Source organism: Sphingomonas sp. 7/4-4, from assembly GCF_027941955.1.
In the GTDB taxonomy this organism is placed as follows: Bacteria; Pseudomonadota; Alphaproteobacteria; order Sphingomonadales; family Sphingomonadaceae; genus Sphingomonas.
In genome coordinates this window covers 1116958-1132708 of record NZ_CP115960.1, presented here as the reverse complement: position 1 = coordinate 1132708, position 15751 = coordinate 1116958, and the positions used below count along the sequence as shown (strand labels likewise).

14 protein-coding genes, 1 tRNA gene and 1 pseudogene are annotated in these 15751 nt (G+C 65.5%); 10 read left to right on the top strand and 6 right to left on the bottom strand.

Annotation, left to right across the window (positions count from 1 at the left end; all coding sequences use genetic code 11):
- Nucleotides 1–104: 104 nt before the first annotated feature.
- The 4 genes from PIB19_RS05720 (at nt 105) to PIB19_RS05705 (ending at nt 3329) form a co-directional block, all read left to right on the top strand.
- Nucleotides 105–572, top strand: a complete 468-nt coding sequence (locus tag PIB19_RS05720; protein WP_271240028.1) for an Lrp/AsnC family transcriptional regulator — start codon at nt 105–107, stop codon at nt 570–572.
- 171 nt (nt 573–743) lie between these two features.
- Nucleotides 744–2669 carry a potassium transporter Kup gene (locus tag PIB19_RS05715; RefSeq protein ID WP_443018736.1) on the top strand — a complete coding sequence of 642 codons (1926 nt, stop codon included), beginning with the start codon at nt 744–746 and terminating at the stop codon, nt 2667–2669.
- Nucleotides 2670–2710: 41 nt separating this feature from the next.
- A complete protein-coding gene (locus PIB19_RS05710; protein WP_271240026.1) occupies nt 2711–3196 on the top strand; it encodes a 2'-5' RNA ligase family protein in 486 nt (161 codons plus the stop codon).
- A gap of 56 nt (nt 3197–3252) precedes the next feature.
- Nucleotides 3253–3329: transfer RNA gene (locus PIB19_RS05705), tRNA-Met, on the top strand.
- A 158-nt stretch (nt 3330–3487) separates the two neighbouring features.
- Here PIB19_RS05705 and PIB19_RS05700 read toward each other — a convergent pair.
- The 6 genes from PIB19_RS05700 to PIB19_RS05680 form a co-directional block, all read right to left on the bottom strand.
- The gene (locus PIB19_RS05700) at nt 3488–3772 is read right to left on the bottom strand and encodes a hypothetical protein (RefSeq protein WP_271240025.1); all 285 of its coding nucleotides are present in this window, start codon (nt 3770–3772) and stop codon (nt 3488–3490) included.
- Nucleotides 3769–4773, bottom strand: a complete 1005-nt coding sequence (locus PIB19_RS05695) for an NAD(P)/FAD-dependent oxidoreductase (protein ID WP_271240024.1) — start codon at nt 4771–4773, stop codon at nt 3769–3771. The genes PIB19_RS05700 and PIB19_RS05695 overlap by 4 nt, the downstream gene beginning before the upstream one ends.
- 105 nt (nt 4774–4878) lie before the next feature.
- Nucleotides 4879–5433, bottom strand: coding sequence for a substrate-binding domain-containing protein (locus PIB19_RS22830; protein WP_336297265.1), 555 nt, complete (start codon nt 5431–5433; stop codon nt 4879–4881).
- Nucleotides 5403–5828, bottom strand: a complete 426-nt coding sequence (locus PIB19_RS22825; protein WP_336297264.1) for a hypothetical protein — start codon at nt 5826–5828, stop codon at nt 5403–5405. The genes PIB19_RS22830 and PIB19_RS22825 overlap by 31 nt, the downstream gene beginning before the upstream one ends.
- 143 nt (nt 5829–5971) lie before the next feature.
- Nucleotides 5972–6445 (bottom strand): hypothetical protein, encoded by a 474-nt coding sequence (locus tag PIB19_RS05685; RefSeq protein WP_271240023.1) that lies wholly within the window; start codon nt 6443–6445, stop codon nt 5972–5974.
- A complete protein-coding gene (locus PIB19_RS05680; protein WP_271240022.1) occupies nt 6418–7155 on the bottom strand; it encodes a hypothetical protein in 738 nt (245 codons plus the stop codon). Before PIB19_RS05680 ends, PIB19_RS05685 begins: the two co-directional genes overlap by 28 nt.
- A 558-nt stretch (nt 7156–7713) precedes the next feature.
- Between PIB19_RS05680 and PIB19_RS22820 the strand changes: the two genes are divergently transcribed.
- From PIB19_RS22820 to PIB19_RS05655, 6 genes and pseudogenes are all read left to right on the top strand, one after another.
- On the top strand, nt 7714–8211 hold the full coding sequence (locus tag PIB19_RS22820; RefSeq protein ID WP_336297263.1) for a TonB-dependent receptor plug domain-containing protein: 498 nt from the start codon (nt 7714–7716) through the stop codon (nt 8209–8211).
- Nucleotides 8208–10895 (top strand): TonB-dependent receptor, encoded by a 2688-nt coding sequence (locus PIB19_RS05675; protein WP_336297262.1) that lies wholly within the window; start codon nt 8208–8210, stop codon nt 10893–10895. Before PIB19_RS22820 ends, PIB19_RS05675 begins: the two co-directional genes overlap by 4 nt.
- Nucleotides 10896–11008: 113 nt before the next feature.
- Nucleotides 11009–12483: pseudogene (locus tag PIB19_RS05670) on the top strand (tryptophan halogenase family protein).
- 227 nt (nt 12484–12710) lie between these two features.
- Complete coding sequence (gene kdgD, locus PIB19_RS05665) at nt 12711–13640, top strand: 5-dehydro-4-deoxyglucarate dehydratase (RefSeq protein WP_271240922.1); 930 nt, start codon at nt 12711–12713, stop codon at nt 13638–13640.
- Nucleotides 13641–13671: 31 nt separating this feature from the next.
- Nucleotides 13672–14562: a LysR substrate-binding domain-containing protein gene (locus tag PIB19_RS05660; RefSeq protein WP_271240021.1), complete on the top strand. Its 891-nt coding sequence runs from the start codon at nt 13672–13674 to the stop codon at nt 14560–14562.
- On the top strand, nt 14559–15719 hold the full coding sequence (locus PIB19_RS05655) for a carboxylesterase/lipase family protein (protein WP_271240020.1): 1161 nt from the start codon (nt 14559–14561) through the stop codon (nt 15717–15719). The genes PIB19_RS05660 and PIB19_RS05655 overlap by 4 nt, the downstream gene beginning before the upstream one ends.
- The last annotated feature ends 32 nt before the right edge of the window (nt 15720–15751 follow it).

The window sequence follows — 15751 nt, the reverse complement described above, 5'->3', positions numbered from 1 at the left end:
GTAACGCAGGATGCCGGCGCGAATCTCTGCAAGTTTTGCTGCGAAAGCTGGATATTGCACATGGAAATGCTGTATCGTGCCGTCTGACAGGAGAATCATGCGCAATGGACAGGATCGACGGTGCAATCCTCAAATTGCTCGCAGCCGACGCGCGTGCGCCGGTGAGCGCGATCGCGACGCAGGTGGGGTTGTCGCAATCGGCATGCACGCGGCGGATCCAGGCGCTCGAAAGTTCGGGGCACATCACCGGCTATGGCGCGCGACTCGGGCACAGGCGGCTGGGCTTCCGGATCACCGCCTTGGTGGACATCACGCTCGGTACCCAGATCGAGGAGGATCTGGCGCGGTTCGAACGCGCGGTCGCCGAGATCGACGGAGTAGTCGAATGCGCGCTGGTTTCCGGCGGTCAGGACTATCGGCTCAAGATCCTGGCGCAGGATCTCGACGATTACGAACGGCTGCACCGCGAGCATCTGGGGCGGCTGCCGGGCGTGGTGACGATCAATTCGAGCTTCGTGCTGCGTGCCGTGCCGACTCGAAGCGAAGCCGACGCGCTGTTCGCCGGCGCGTGACCGGAATCGGCGCTCCACTTGCGTGTATCCGCGTGGCTTACCATCTGAGCGGGTCGGGCCGTTGCCAGCCTATGCTGCACGTGCTAACGGCCCGCCCACATTTTAAGACGAGAACACAGGTCGCATGACCAGGTCCGTTTCCTCTCTCGCGCGAACGCCGCGACAGTGAACATCAATGCAAGCGGGCAGGCGGAAACGCTCCCCGCTCCAGACGAGCCGCACGGCGCTCACGCGCATGCCGCGGACGCGACATGGAAGCTCGCGCTCGGCGCGATCGGCATCGTCTTCGGCGATATCGGCACCAGCCCGCTCTACGCATTCCGCGAGACCTTTGCCGGACACCACACGCTGACGCTCGACACCGTCCACATCATGGGCGTGATCAGCCTGATGTTCTGGTCGATGATGGCAGTGGTGACGCTCAAATACGTCACGATCATCATGCGTGCCGACAACAAGGGCGAGGGCGGCAGCCTCGCACTGCTCGCGCTCATCTCGCGCAGTGCCAACCAGAAGCGCTGGACGCAGGGAATCGTGCTGCTCGGCGTGTTCGCGACTGCGCTCTTCTACGGCGATTCGATGATCACTCCGGCGGTTTCGGTGCTGTCGGCGGTCGAGGGCATCGCCATCGCGGCACCCGGCTTCGCCAACCTCGTGATCCCGATCGCGGTGGTGATCCTCGTGATGCTGTTCTCGATCCAGCGCACCGGTACGGCGCGGGTGGGGGCGTTCTTCGGCCCGATCATGATGCTGTACTTCCTGGTCATCGCGACCCTGGGGGTGCTGAGCTTCGTGCGGACGCCGGAAATCCTCTGGGCGCTGTCGCCGACCCATGCGGTCCAGTTCTTCGCACTCGATCCGGTGCGGGCATTCCTGGCGCTGGGCTCGGTCGTGCTGGCAGTGACCGGCGCCGAGGCGCTCTATGCGGACATGGGGCATTTCGGGCGCAAGCCGATCCGCGTCTCGTGGCTGTGGTTCGTGCTGCCCGCGCTGATCCTCAATTATATGGGGCAGGGAGCGCTGCTGATGCGCGACGGGGCTCCGGCGCTGACCAGCCCCTTCTACATGCTCGCGCCGGAGGGACTCCAGCTGCCGCTGGTGATCCTCGCCACCATGGCGGCGATCATCGCATCGCAGGCAGTAATCTCCGGCGCCTTCTCGGTGACCCAGCAGGCGATCCAGCTCGGCTTCGTGCCGCGGCTGCGGATCGAGCATACCAGCGCCTCGACCGCGGGGCAGATCTACATCCCGATCATCAACTGGGCGCTGATGACGATGGTGATCCTGCTCGTCCTGTCGTTCCAGACCTCGTCGAACCTGACGGCCGCCTACGGTATCGCGGTGACCGGCGCGATGCTGATCGACAATTGCCTGCTCGCCGTGGTGCTGTTCGGGCTGTGGAACTGGAAGAAGCGCTATGCGCTGCCGTTGCTCGCGCTCTTCTTCACGGTCGACCTCGCGTATTTCGCGGCGAACCTGACCAAGGTGCCCGATGGCGGCTGGTTCCCGCTGCTGGTGGGCTTCGTAGTGTTCACCTTGCTCACCACCTGGGCCAAGGGGCGCAAGCTGATGATCGAGCGGCTGCGCGAGAGCGCGATGCCGATCAAGATCTTCATCGAATCGGCCGCGATCGCCGCCACCCGGGTGCCCGGTACCGCGGTGTTCATGACCTCGACTCCGGACGGCGTGCCGCACGCGCTGCTCCACAATCTCAAGCACAACAAGGTGCTGCACGAGCGCGTGATCCTGCTCACCGTGAAGATCGCCGACGTGCCGTATGTGCCCGACGAGAAGCGCATGAAGATCGACGATCTCGGCAAGGGTTTCCACCGGATGATCCTGTTCTACGGGTTCATGCAGGAAGCCGATGTGCCCGCGGCGTTGAAGCAGGTCAGCGCGTGCGGCGCCGAGTTCAAGATGATGGACACCAGCTTCTTCCTCGCGCGGCAGACCCTGCTGCCCTCGGCCAAGCCGGGGATGATGGTGTGGCGCGAGAAACTGTTCGCGTGGATGCTGCGCAACGCCGAAAGCGCGATGGAATTCTTCCGCCTGCCGACCAACCGCGTGGTCGAGCTGGGGAGCCAGGTCGAGATTTGACCCCGGATCAAGTCCGGGGTGACAGGCCCGCGCCGCTGATCGTGACGGCGCTGCTCGGGCGGCAGGACCAGGCGTGGTTCGACGTGCTGCGACGCGAACATTATCCGCCCGAGCGCAACATGCTGCCCGCGCACCTGACCTTGTTCCACCATCTGCCGCCGAGCGTGAGCGAGGAGCTCAAGCGGCGACTGTCGGACGAGACCCGCTGCGTGCGGGCGCCGCGCGCGAAGGTAACCGGGCTGATGTCGCTGGGCGGGGGCGTGGCCTATCGGATCGAGGTGCCGGAATTGGTGGCTATTAGAGAGGGGCTGGCGCAGGCGTTCACGGGAATGCTGATGCCGCAGGACGCGGGGCGCTGGCGGCCGCACGTCACGGTGCAGAACAAGGTGCGGCCCTCGCTCGCCAAGGTGGTGATGGGCGCTCTGGCGCGGGATTTCCGGCCGCGCGAGGTCGAAATCGCGGGGCTGGCGAGCTGGTGGTATCGCGGCGGGCCATGGGAGCCGCATTCGCGGCACATGTTCGCTTGACCGGACGAAAGGCGGGACTTATGTGGCGCGCTCCTTAGGGACTTGGAGCGCCGCTCGGCGGAGTAGCTCAGTTGGTTAGAGCACGGGAATCATAATCCTGGGGTCGGGGGTTCAAGTCCCTCCTCCGCTACCACCTTTCCCCCGACAAGGGGCGAACTGGTGGAGAAGCCAAGTCCCAAGAGAGCGTCGAGGCGGCCTTCGATATCGATCGAGAGGCCGCCTTCTTCGTTCCGGCGCAGCATCACTGTGTCGACTGGTTCGCGGATCGCGTCCGCTGCTTCCTGCACGCCCTCAGTCGACCGCCTGCTCGTGTTCGGCCCGGGTAATGAGCCGTGCGCTGCGCTGGTTGCGCGTGTAGACCCACAACCAGTTGAGTGCGACGCTCAGCCGTGAGCGTACGCCGACCAGAAAATAGATGTGGGCGATCCCCCATAGCCACCACGCGATCGTGCCACGCAGCTTCAGCCATCCGAAATCGATCACGGCCTTGCGCTTGCCGATCTGGGCGAGGCTGCCTTCATGGCGATAACGGAACGGCTGCGGCTCCGGCTTCGCGAAGAGCCGGCGCCGTATCACTTCGGCAACGAACGCCCCTTCCTGCTTCGCCGCGGGAGCGATTCCGGGACCGGCGATCCGTCCAGCGCCTTGACGGCGACCGTATCTCCCACCGCGAAGATATCCGGATGACCGGGAACGCTGAGGTCCGGCTCGACGATGATCCGCCCGTTCCGGTCCGCCGGCGCGTCCAGCCACTCCGCTGCCGGCGAAGCGCGCACGCCTGCAGCCCAGATGATCGTGCGCGCCTTGACGCTTCGTTCGCCGAAGGTCACCGCACCGCGTTCGATCTGCGTTACCGCGGCGCCCAGGCTCACCTCAACGCCGAGCTTCTCCAGCGCCCGCCTGGCATAATCCGAGAGATCGTCCGGGTACCCGTTCAGGACCTTTGGTCCAGCCTCCACGAGCAGCACCTTCGTCCGGTGCGTATCGATTGCACGAAACTCGCGCGGGAGCGTGTCATGCGCAAGATCGGCGATGGTGCCGGCCAATTCCACGCCGGTGGGGCCGGCACCGACGATCACGAAGGTGAGCAGCGCCTCCCGCCGCGCGGGATCGGTTTCGCGCTCGGCCTCCTCGAACGCCAGCAGGATGCGGCTGCGAATGGCTGTGGCGTCCTCCACCGTCTTGAGACCCGGAGCCGCAGCTTCCCATTCATCGTGGCCGAAATAGCCGTGGCGCGCACCTGTCGCGAGGACCAGCGTTTCATAGGGCACCGTGCCGCCGTCGGCGAGGTGCACAATGCGGTTTGCCGGATCCACGCCGACCACGGTGCCGAGGATCGTCGTGACATCGCTGCGATCGCAAAGCATCGATCGGATCGGCCAGGCGACTTCCGACGGCGCGAGCGACGCGGTGGCGACCTGGTACAGGAGCGGCTGGAAGAGGTGATGATTGCGCTGGTCGATGAGGGTGATGTCGACAGGCGCGCCCTTCAGATGTTTCACGGCCCATAGACCGCCGAAACCTGCACCGACGATGACCACCCGGTGTCGCTGCGGTGAATCTGCATGCGCCGTCATCGGTGCTCGCCCTCCGATTCGCTTGGCCGTCTCGCACGCCTTACCTCAGTTCGGCTTGAGAGACGAAGCTGCCTGCATCGAGGCCTGGAGGAGGCTGGCGTGGCGTTATTCCGCGCTGGAGGACCGTGCCGCTGGGGCGGCCGTGCTGGCCCGCATGATCAGTGCGTGGGGGAGCTGGCACGCCTCCGCCGTCGCATCGCTTGCCCGACCTTGCATGCGCACGAGCATATCCACGGCGGTTATCGCCATATCGGCATTGGGCTGGCGCACCGTAGTGAGCTGCGGCCACGCCATGCGCGAGATGGGCGCATCGTCGAACCCCGCGATGGAAAGCTGCTCCGGAACGACGATGCCGTTGCGCATCGCCGCGACCAGCACCGCCAGCGCCATTTCGTCGTTTGCCGCGAAGATCGCGGTTGGACGGTCGGGCGCACTGAGCAACCGGTCGGCAGCGTCGAGCCCCGAACGGAAGGTGAAGTCGCCCTGCAGCGTGCGCGACTCCGAAGCTTCGAGCCCCGCCTCCTTCATCGCCGCCACAAATCCTTGGAGACGTTGCGCGGCGGCATGGTGGGTCGGGTTTCCCTGGATGAAAGCGATGTCGCGATGGCCGAGCCCGATCAGCTGCTGGGTCATCTCCCGCGCGGCGCCGCGATCGTCCATCCGGACCTGCGGTGTCCTGCCCGGGAAGTCGCCGGGGAGATCCGCACCACGGGTATCCGGTGCCGCTCGAACAGATCGAGCAGTTCGGACCAGTCGCACAGCGGCGGCGTCAGGATCGCTCCGCCCAGCCGCACCGAGCGCAGCGATGCCTCGCATTCCTCCAGCCAGCCGGGACAGTCGGAGACCACCTGCTCGACCACGAGATGATGGCTGAGCTCGCGGCAGCGCGCGAGTGCCCCGCGTTGCACGTCGACGGCATAAGCGGAGGCGGGATCGTCGAAGAAGAGCCCGAGCAGGAACGAGCGCCCGCTCGACAGTTCGCGGGCGAACGCGTTCGGGCGATAGCCCAGCTCGTCGACGACGCGCTGCACTGCCTCGCGCAGCTCCGCGCGCACATAGGATTCACCGTTGATGACGCGCGAAACCGTCTTCGGGGAAACCCCGCGCGCGCCGCGACGTCCTTGATGGTGATGGTCTTCATGGGCAGGGCGTAGAGCCTATCGTTCCGTTAGCGCTACCACTAGCGCGAATGCAGTGATCACGAGATAGCAAAAGCGGGCAGGGCCAGCGCGCCTGCGAGGCCGAGATGGTCCGCGAGCATTCCGGTGAGCACCGGGATCACCGCGCCGCCGACCACCGCCATGCACAGAACCATCGAGGCGTAGGGCGCGCAGGACCGGTCCTCCGGCAGCGACAGCGCGAACAGCGTGGGGTACATGATCGCGTTGCACAGGCCGACCGCGATCAGCGCCGCCGCGCCGACGATGCCCTGCGCCTGAGTCGCGATCGCCACCAGGGCCACGGCGCCGACCCCGACTGCGGTCAACAGCGCGGAGGGCTGCCAGCGCGTCATGCCATAGGCGCCCGCGAACCGCCCGATCATCGCGCCGCCCCAATAGAGGCTCACGAGCCGCCCGGCGCTCGTCGGATCGGCGTTCAAGATCGTCGGTTGCGCCAGATAATTGGCGAGCAGGCTGCCGATCGTTACTTCCGCCCCGACATAGCCGAACATCGCAAGGGCCCCGAAGACCAGCCGCGGCTCGGCCAGCACGCGCCGGAGCTGCGCCAGCGGCAGCCGGCGTGGTACGGCAAGGAACGCAAGCAATGCACGGGCGCGCCAGAAGGCGAAGCCCAGTCCGAGCAGAACCGCCGCGCAGGCGAGGAAGGAAGTGCCAGCGTCAGCCAGCCCGGTGCCCCGGCGCGCACGTCGGCGCTCCCCAGCAGGAAGCCCGCGCCGATCAGCGGCGCGAGCACGGTCCCGATCGAATTGAAGCCCTGGAGCAAGGTCAGCCGCGAAATCCCGCGGCCCGATCGTTCGAGCACGGGCTGGATCACATTGGCGGCGATTTGCAGGAACGTGATCCCGGCGGAAAGGCTGAGCAGCGCCACCAGCACGACCGGGTAACTCGCCGCCCAGGCGGCGCCCGCCAGTCCCAGGCACCCGCTCGCCATCACCACGAGCCCAAGCGAAATCGACCGCATGTACCCGATCCGCACCAGCATCGCGGTTATCGGCAGCGCGAACAGCAGATAGCTGGAGTGGAAGGCCAGCTGCACCAGCGCGCCGCTGGTATAATCGAGCTTGTCGATGAGCGTCAGCCGCGGCCCCAGCAGGCTGACGAGCGAGGTGACGAAGCCGCCCATGAAGAAGATGCCGACCGACAGCCGGAACAGCCGGTCGGTGCTCGAGGCGTTATCGGAGGTGACGGGAAGGCGTCGCACGGGCGGACCTTATCCCCCATGCGAAGCAATGCAATGCGCAACTTGACATCGATGTCAGATCGCGTCAGACATCGCTGTCAGAAACCATGAGCATTGGCTGAAAAGATGCAATGGGGGAGGAAACCATGCACGACGACTGCATCATTGCGGCACGCGCGCCTTTCTTCCCGACTGCATTTGGTTCGAGCTGCGCCGGACGCGCTCGATTTCCCTCCGCTACCCCTCCGACCTACCCACAAGCGGTCGGATTTCTGCGGCCATCGCTCGACGCTCGGGCGATGGCCGCGCCTTTGCCATGGGCGGGATCGGTCACGCCGACGCGCTGCGAGGCGCCTCCAACAGGGTTTCGCCGATAGATGATCGGGAAGCGCGCCTCTGTCACCTTTGCACGCTTGCTCTCCGTGGCGCCCGCGGCATTGCAAGTTCGATCAATCGAAAACCAGAGTAAATAACAAGGAACGTATAGTTATATTTGACAACGCTGTCGTTAAATACTGTGAAGACTGAAGTGTTCACTAATAACTAAGCCGAGCCATAATCATCGGCAGGGAGGGTGTTATGAAAAAGTTCAATCAATTGGCGCTCAATAAGGCTGCTTCTTTCGCGGCAATCGCTGTTGCACTTGCTGCGCCAGGCATCGCAAGGGCGCAAACCGCGGATCCGCAGGCGACGGACGCGCAAGCGGACGCGACGCAGACCGATCCGGACGAGATCGTCGTGACGGGCGTGCGCGCGTCGCTGGAACGTTCGATCGCGATCAAACGCGAGTCGACTGGCGTCGTCGACGCGATCTCGGCTGAGGACATCGGCAAGTTCGCCAACACCAATCTCGCGGAATCGCTCCAGCGCATCACCGGCGTGTCGATCGATCGCGTGAACGGCGAAGGCTCGACGGTGACGGTGCGCGGCTTCGGCGCGCAGTATAACCTGGTCACCCTCAACGGCCGCCAGCTCGCCACCTCCAACATCGTCGCGGTCGGCGGCGATCAGAATGGCGACGGCGCAGGGGCTTCGGACGGTCGTTCGACTTCGCCAATCTCGCCTCCGAAGGCGTGAAGACGCTCGAAGTCTACAAGACCGGCCGCGCGGCGATACCGTCGGGCGGCATCGGCGCGACGATCAACATCGTCGGCGTGCAGCCTCTGGATCGGGGACCGGGTTTCACCGGCTCGATCGGTGCCAAGGCGAGCTACGACAACAGCACCGACGACTGCATCGATTGCGGCAGCAAGGTGACGCCGGAATTCTCGGGTATCGCGAGCTGGGCCAATGAGGCCGGCAACTTCGGCGTCACGCTGTTCGGCAGCTATCAGAAGCGCAACTTCAGCTTCGTCAGCCAGGCGAACAATTATTGGAACATGCCGACGCTGACGGACTTCCTCGATCCCTCGAAGGGCTTCGTGCGCGCGACGACGGTGATCAACAACCGCCCGAGCGATCCAAACGTGCTGGTCGCCGTTCCCGACGATTATCGCCATCACTTCTCCGAAGCGAGCCGCGAGCGGATCAATGGCCAGGCCGTGATCCAGTTCCGCCCGGCCGATTCGCTGACGCTTACGGTCGACGGCCTCTATGCCCAGCTGCAGGAGTCCGAGCGGCGTTCGAGCCAGTCGAACTGGTTCAGCCGCCCGTTCGACGAAGTGACCTTCGACGATGCGAGCAACGGCATCGCCACGACGCAATTCCTCCACGAGACGCTTCCGGGCGTGAAGGACGAGGGCTTCGAGAACGCCTATCGCGCGCAGAAGAACAAGCTGTACGATATCGGCGCGAACGCGAAATGGGATGTCGCCGACAATTTCAGCATCACGCTGGACGGCCATCTCGGCAAGGCGGAGAGCCTGCCCGACAACCCCAACGGCCAGACGTCGACCACGGTGGCGTTCAACGGCAATATCGTGAGCGCACACTCGCTGTCATGGGACGATGACGGCTTCCCGACCCAGACGCTGACGATCAACGACTGCTTCCACAACACGACCCCGACCGGCACGCCGTTCACCACCGGCAATTGCAACGGCGTGTTCGACGCGGCCGATCTCTCGGCCGCCGTCCAGCGCCAGTTCGCTTCGGCGCAGACGCAGGACATCAAGGAAGCGCGGATCGACGCCGGCTGGGATCTGGGCGCCGGCAGCCGCTTCGATTTCGGTGCCGATTATCGCACCACCGACACGCGCCAGACGCAGTACAACACCCGTCAGGTGCTGGGCGACTGGAACAATGCGCTGGCTCCCGACGTCAATGCGTTGGCGCCCGGCCTGGTCGAGCAATATTGCCTCACCTGCCTGTTCAGCCACAACAATGCGAAAGCGGATACGGCCGGGCTCGTCGCATGGCGCGCGCAGGACACGACGGCGCTCTACAACGCGCTCTACAACCACTATATCGGCATCACCAATGACGGCGTGAATCACGCCAACAACATCGACAGCAACGCCGACAACCGCGTGAAGGAAGACATCTGGGCAGTCTATGGCCAGGTGACCTGGAAGGGCGAACTCGGCGGTCGCAAGGCGAGCCTGGTCGCCGGCGCCCGGTTCGAAAGCACCAAGGTGCATTCGACGTCGCTGCAGCAGGTCCCGCTCGCGGTGGTGTGGCAGGCCGACAACGACTTCAACGTCGCCAATTCGGCCGACCGCCAGGCGGTCACCGGAGAGGGCAGCTACAACAACCTGTTGCCGTCGTTCGATTTCCAGGTCGAGCCGATCGACAATGTGATCGCCCGCTTCTCCTACAGCAAGACGATCTCCCGCGCGCCTTATGGCAATTTGTTCGCATCGACGAGCGCCGGCGCGCTCAACAATCCGTCGCCGCTGGGCGGAACCGCGACCGGCTTCCAGAACGATCCCAACCTCAAGCCGCTGGATTCGGACAATTTCGACGTCTCGCTCGAATGGTATCCGCACAAGGACGTGTATCTGTCGGTTGGTTTCTTCGACAAGCGGGTGCACAACTTCATCGGTAACACCGTCGTCCAGCGCAACCTGTTCGGCCTGCGCGACCCGACTTCCGGCCCGAATGCGACCGCCGCCCGCGGCATCGTCAACGCGCTGGGGGGCGACATCACCAACGTCAACCTGTTCACCAGCGCCGCCGTTCTTCAGAAGTATAACGGCAATACCGCGCAGGCGACGACCGAGCTGTCCGCAAACTACGATGCGGGAACGCGCACGTTCACGTCGAACTACATCGCCAACATCATCGCCACGCTCGACGTCCAGCCGACGGCTGGGGATCCGCTGCTCAACTTCGCGGTCAACACGCCGATCAACAACAAGGACGCCGAAATCTACGGCGTCGAGATCGCCGGCCAGTATTTCCTCGGCGATACCGGCCTCGGCATCGCGGCGAGCTACACGCTGGTACGCGGCAATATCGGGTTCGACATCACCGCCGATCCGACCGCGAACCAGTTCGCGCTGGTGGGCCTCAGCGATACGGCCAACGCGACGCTGATCTACGAGAAATACGGCATCTCGGCACGCTTGGCCTATAACTGGCGCGGTAAGTTCCTCAGCGACGTCAATCGCGGCGCTGCCCATAACCCGGTCTTCAACGACCCCTATGGCCAGCTCGACATCAGCATGAGCTACGATGTCACCAAGAACATCTCGGTGACGTTCGAGGGCATCAACCTGCTGGAGGAAGGCGTCCGGACCTATAGCCGCGACTATATCAACACCTGGTACGAGGCGGAGGGATCCGCCCGGTACCTGCTCGGTGCGCGCTTCCGCTTCTGAGGCGACGCCGCTGCAATCTGGAAAGGCCGCTCGCGCAGGGCGGCCTTTCTTGTTTATGATCGGATGGCATGACCCAAAGCGCCAGAGCATCAACCTCCCAACAAGGCTTCGCAATGACCGAACAATCCAAATATCGTGTCGTGATCGCCGGCGGAGGGACGGCGGGCTGGGTCGCCGCCGCGGCGCTGGTCCGGCATCTCGGGCCGCTGCTCGACATCACATTGGTTGAATCGGATGCGATCGGCACGGTCGGCGTGGGGAATCGACGATCCCCACCGCGCGCACTTTTCACGCATTGCTCGGGATCAACGAGCGTATCTTCATGCGCGAGACCAACTCCACCTTCAAGCTGGGCATCTCGTTCGAGAATTGGAAGCACGACGGCGATCGCTATTTCCACCCCTTCGGCACGGTCGGCCGATCGCTGCCCCTCGCCGATTTCCAGCATTTCTGGCTGGAGGCGCGGAGCCGCGGCTTTGGCGGCGCCTATACCGATTATTCGCTCGAGACCCAGGCGGCGATAGCAGGCAAGTTCGCCACCGGCGATCCGTCGCCGCTCTCCTTCGCATATCATCTCGACGCGACTGCCTATGCGGCCTTCCTCCGCTCGCTCGCCGAGCCGGCGGGAGTGAAGCGCGTCGAGGGCAAGATCACCACGGTCGAGCGTGACGGCGAGAGCGGCGACATCGCGGCGCTGGTGCTCGAATCGGGCACGCGCATCGAAGGCGACCTCTTCATCGATTGCACCGGTTTCCGCGCGCTGCTGATCGAGGGCACGCTGGAGACCGGTTTCGACGACTGGGGCGAATGGCTGCCCACCGACAGTGCGTTCGCAGTGCAATCGGAAACGACCGAGCCGCCCGTGCCTTATACCCGCGCGATCGCGCACGGCGCGGGCTGGCGCTGGCGCATCCCGCTGCAGCATCGCATGGGCAACGGCTTCGTCTTCTCCAGCGCGCATCTCTCGGACGACGCGGCACGCGAGCAACTGCTGGCGGCGGTTCCGGGCAAGCCGCTCTTCGATCCACGCCTGCTCCGCTACCGCACCGGCGCGCGGAAGCAGGCATGGAACCGCAACTGCATCGCGATCGGTCTTTCCAGCGGCTTCATCGAGCCGCTCGAATCGACCAGCATCCATCTGGTGATGATCGCGGTCACGCGGCTGCTCCAGAACTTTCCGCTTCGCCGCGACATGGCTGCGCTTGCCGAGCAGTTCAACCGCCAGTCGCGCGCCGAGACCGAACATGTCCGCGACTTCATCATCCTCCACTACAAGCTCAACCAGCGCGACGAGCCCTTCTGGCGCGAGCATGCCGCGCGCGAAATTCCCGACAGCCTCGCCGCGCGCATCGCGCTCTTCCGCGAGAGCGCGATGGCCTATCAAGGCTCGGACGATCTGTTCCGTGTCGATAGCTGGAACGCCGTGATGATGGGGCAGGGCGTGATGCCGAGCGACTATCACCACATGCCGGCAGTGATGCCGAGCGCCGATCTGGAGAGGGCATTGAACGACCTGCGCGCCGGGATCGCCGCCCAGCTCCCGAAGCTGCCGAGCCACGCCGAATTCCTGGCGAGCTATTGCAGCTAGTTTTTTGGCGCCCGTAAGTCGGACGACGGCCCGCGGCCGTTCAGTGCCTCCATGGCGGAGTCCGAAAGCCGCCGCTCGTCCGATGTCCGAGATGTTTTCATGCCAACCCGTGCATCGATCCATCGCCGCTTTGGCTTGGACCGAGTGCCACAGACCGCCTAATTGAACAGGCGAGACCCGCGGCGCATCGATCGCGGCGCGGCCCAGGAGATGCCTCTGTGACGACGATGAGCCCGGCCGACATGGCCCGCACTCTGGGTGGCGGGCTGCTGTCCTTCCCCGTGACCCATTTCGATGCCGACGGCGCGTTCCTCGAAGGGCCGTATCGCGCGCATTGCGCATGGATGCTCTCACACGAGCTGGCCGGCTTGTTCGCCGCCGGCGGAACCGGTGAATTCTTCTCGCTCACACCGAACGAAGTCGTCAATGTGGTGCGCGCCGCGGCGGCCGAGGCGAACGGCAAGCTGCCGGTGATCTCTGGCTGCGGCTACGGCACCGCGATCGCCGTCGAGATCGCGCGCGGCGCCGAAAAGGCAGGGGCCGACGGGCTGCTGCTGCTGCCGCCCTATCTGGTCGGATCGTCGCAGGCCGGGCTTGCCGCGCATGTCGAGGCGGTATGCAAGGCGACCGGGCTCGGCGTGATCGTCTATAATCGCGACAATGCGGTGCTCGACGACGAAGCGCTCGCGGGGCTTTGCGAACGCAACCCCAACCTTGTCGGGTTCAAGGACGGCGTAGGCGATATCGAGCTGATGACGCGGATCTATGCGCGGATGGGCGACCGGCTGACCTATATCGGCGGGCTCCCCACCGCGGAGACCTTCGCCGCGCCCTATCTGACGATGGGCGTCACCACCTATTCCTCGGCGATCTTCAATTTCATGCCCGAATGGGCGCTGAATTTCTATCGTGCGGTCCGCGCTGACGACCGCGCCGAAGTGCTCGCCCAACTCCGCGCGTTCGTTCTTCCTTACATCACCTTGCGCAACCGCGGCCGCGGCTATGCGGTGTCGATCGTCAAGGCGGGAATGCGCGTGGTCGGGCGCGACGCGGGTCCGGTGCGCTCGCCGCTCACCGATCTGACCCCTGCCGAGCAGGAAGAGCTACGCGCGCTGATCGAACGCGTCAACGCCGGAGCGATCGCGCACGCCGCGTGACTCGGGTGCCGGGGGTGCGATAGACGGGCCCATGTTCGAGCTGAGCCAGCTTCGCTGCTTCGTCGCCGCCGCCGAGGAACTCCATTTCGGCCGCGCGGCGCAGCGGCTGAACATGACCCAATCGCCGCTCAGCCGCCAGATCCAGCTGCTCGAGCGCATTCTCGGCATCACCTTGCTCGAACGGACCAGCCGTCAGGTCAGCCTGACCCCGGCAGGCCGGGTTTTCCTGATCGAGGCACGCCGTATCGTCCGCCTTGCGGAGAGCGCGGCGCTTTCCGCCCGGCGTGTCGCCAAGGGCGATACCGGCAAGGTCGCGATCGGCTTCACTGCGGTATCGGGCTACAGCCTCGTGCCCCGCATCGTCGCGCAGGCGCGGGCGCGGCTTCCCAATATCGATTTGGAACTGCGCGAGATGGTATCGGGCGATCAGGTCGATGCGTTGCTCACCGGGCTGATCGACATCGGCTTCGTCCGCCCGCCCGTCGACCGGCATGAGTTCGACACTCTGTGCGTCGCGCGCGAGCCTTTGGTGGTGGCATTGCCGCCGGGCGATCCGGGCCTCGGTAAGGCCGAGTTCGCGCTTGCGGACTTCGATGGCGAGCCGCTGATCATGTATTCGCGTGAGGGCGCCGGTTATTTCCACAACATGCTGCTGCGGCTGTTCGACGATGCCGGCGTGTCGCCGCTCTACGTCCAGCACGTCACTCAGATCCATTCGATGCTCGGGCTGGTGCAGGCCGGGCTGGCGGCGGCGGTGGTGCCGCAATCGGCCTCGGGGCTGCATCTGATCGACGTCCAGTTCCGCACCCTGCAGACCGATCCCGAGGCGCCGGTCGAGCTCCACATGGCGTGGCGGCGCGACAATGCGAACCCCGCGCTCGAGCCGATGCGCCTGCTCTGCGCGCAGACCGCCGCGACGTGATCGCGCGCCGCACGCTGCTGGCGGGTTCGCTGCTGCTGCCCGCGGCCGGCTGGGCACGCGGAGCCGATCCGGTCGCCACCACGCGCTTCGGCCGTGTGCGGGGGTTCACCGAAAACGGCGTCCTGATCTTCCGGGGCATCCGCTACGGCGCCGACACCCGGCCGCGCCGCTTCCAGCGTGCGCTATCGCCGGTGCCATGGTCGGGCGTGGCCGATGCCACGCGCTACGGGCCCGCCGCGCCGCAGACTCGCGCCGAAGAGCCGACCAGCGAGGACTGCCTGTTCCTCAACATCTGGACCCCGGCGCTCGATCGCCGACGCCGGCCGGTGATGGTCTATCTGCACGGCGGCGCGCATGCCCACGGCTCGGGGTCGGACCCGCTCTACGACGGCACCAATCTCGTCCGGCGCGGCGACGTGGTGGTGGTGACGCTCAACCATCGCCTCGCCGGGCTCGGCTATGCCTATCTCGCGGGGCTGGGCGGGCCGGCGGAATCGGGCAATGTCGGCAATCTCGACATCGCCCTCGCGCTGCAATGGGTGCGCGACAACATTGCCGGTTTCGGCGGCGATCCCGACTGCGTGATGCTGTTCGGCCAGTCGGGCGGCGGCGCCAAGGTGGTGACCTTGATGGCGATGCCCGAGGCGCGCCCGCTCTTCCACCGCGCCGCGACGATGAGCGGCCAGCACGTCACCGCCGCCGGCCCGATGCACGCCACTGCGCGGGCGAAGGCGTGGATGACCAAGGCCGGCGCTGCCGATGTCGCCGCACTCCGCGCGCTGTCGGTCGAGACGCTCGTCGAGGCGATGGCAATGACCGATCCGCTCGAAGGCAAGGGTGAGATCAGCTTCGTCTCTACGCTCGATCACGGCGTGCTGCCGCGCCATCCTTTCGTCCCCGACGCCCCGCGCGAAGCCGCGCACATCCCGCTGATCGTCGGCAACACCCATGACGAGACCGCGGGCTGGATCGCCGACTGGCTCAAGCGCGGCGACACCAATTGGGAGAACCTCCCCGCGCGCATCGCGTCGCAGATCACCAAGGACGTCGCGCCCGATTGGGTCGCCCGGCGCTATCGCGAGATCTATCCGGACAAGACCCCGGCCAGATCCTGCTCGCGGCAACGACGGCCGGCCGGTCATGGCCCGGCCATCTGATCCAGGTCGAGGAACGCGCCAAGATCGGCGCG

Coding starts and splice junctions, on each gene's coding strand:
- PIB19_RS05695 (WP_271240024.1), bottom strand. CDS start 4,773: ATGACGGCGCATGCAGATTCACCGCAGCGACACCGGGTGGTCATCGTC.
- PIB19_RS05660 (WP_271240021.1), top strand. CDS start 13,672: ATGTTCGAGCTGAGCCAGCTTCGCTGCTTCGTCGCCGCCGCCGAGGAA.
- PIB19_RS05685 (WP_271240023.1), bottom strand. CDS start 6,445: ATGTTCGGCTATGTCGGGGCGGAAGTAACGATCGGCAGCCTGCTCGCC.
- PIB19_RS22830 (WP_336297265.1), bottom strand. CDS start 5,433: ATGGACGATCGCGGCGCCGCGCGGGAGATGACCCAGCAGCTGATCGGG.
- PIB19_RS22820 (WP_336297263.1), top strand. CDS start 7,714: ATGAAAAAGTTCAATCAATTGGCGCTCAATAAGGCTGCTTCTTTCGCG.
- kdgD (WP_271240922.1), top strand. CDS start 12,711: ATGAGCCCGGCCGACATGGCCCGCACTCTGGGTGGCGGGCTGCTGTCC.
- PIB19_RS05720 (WP_271240028.1), top strand. CDS start 105: ATGGACAGGATCGACGGTGCAATCCTCAAATTGCTCGCAGCCGACGCG.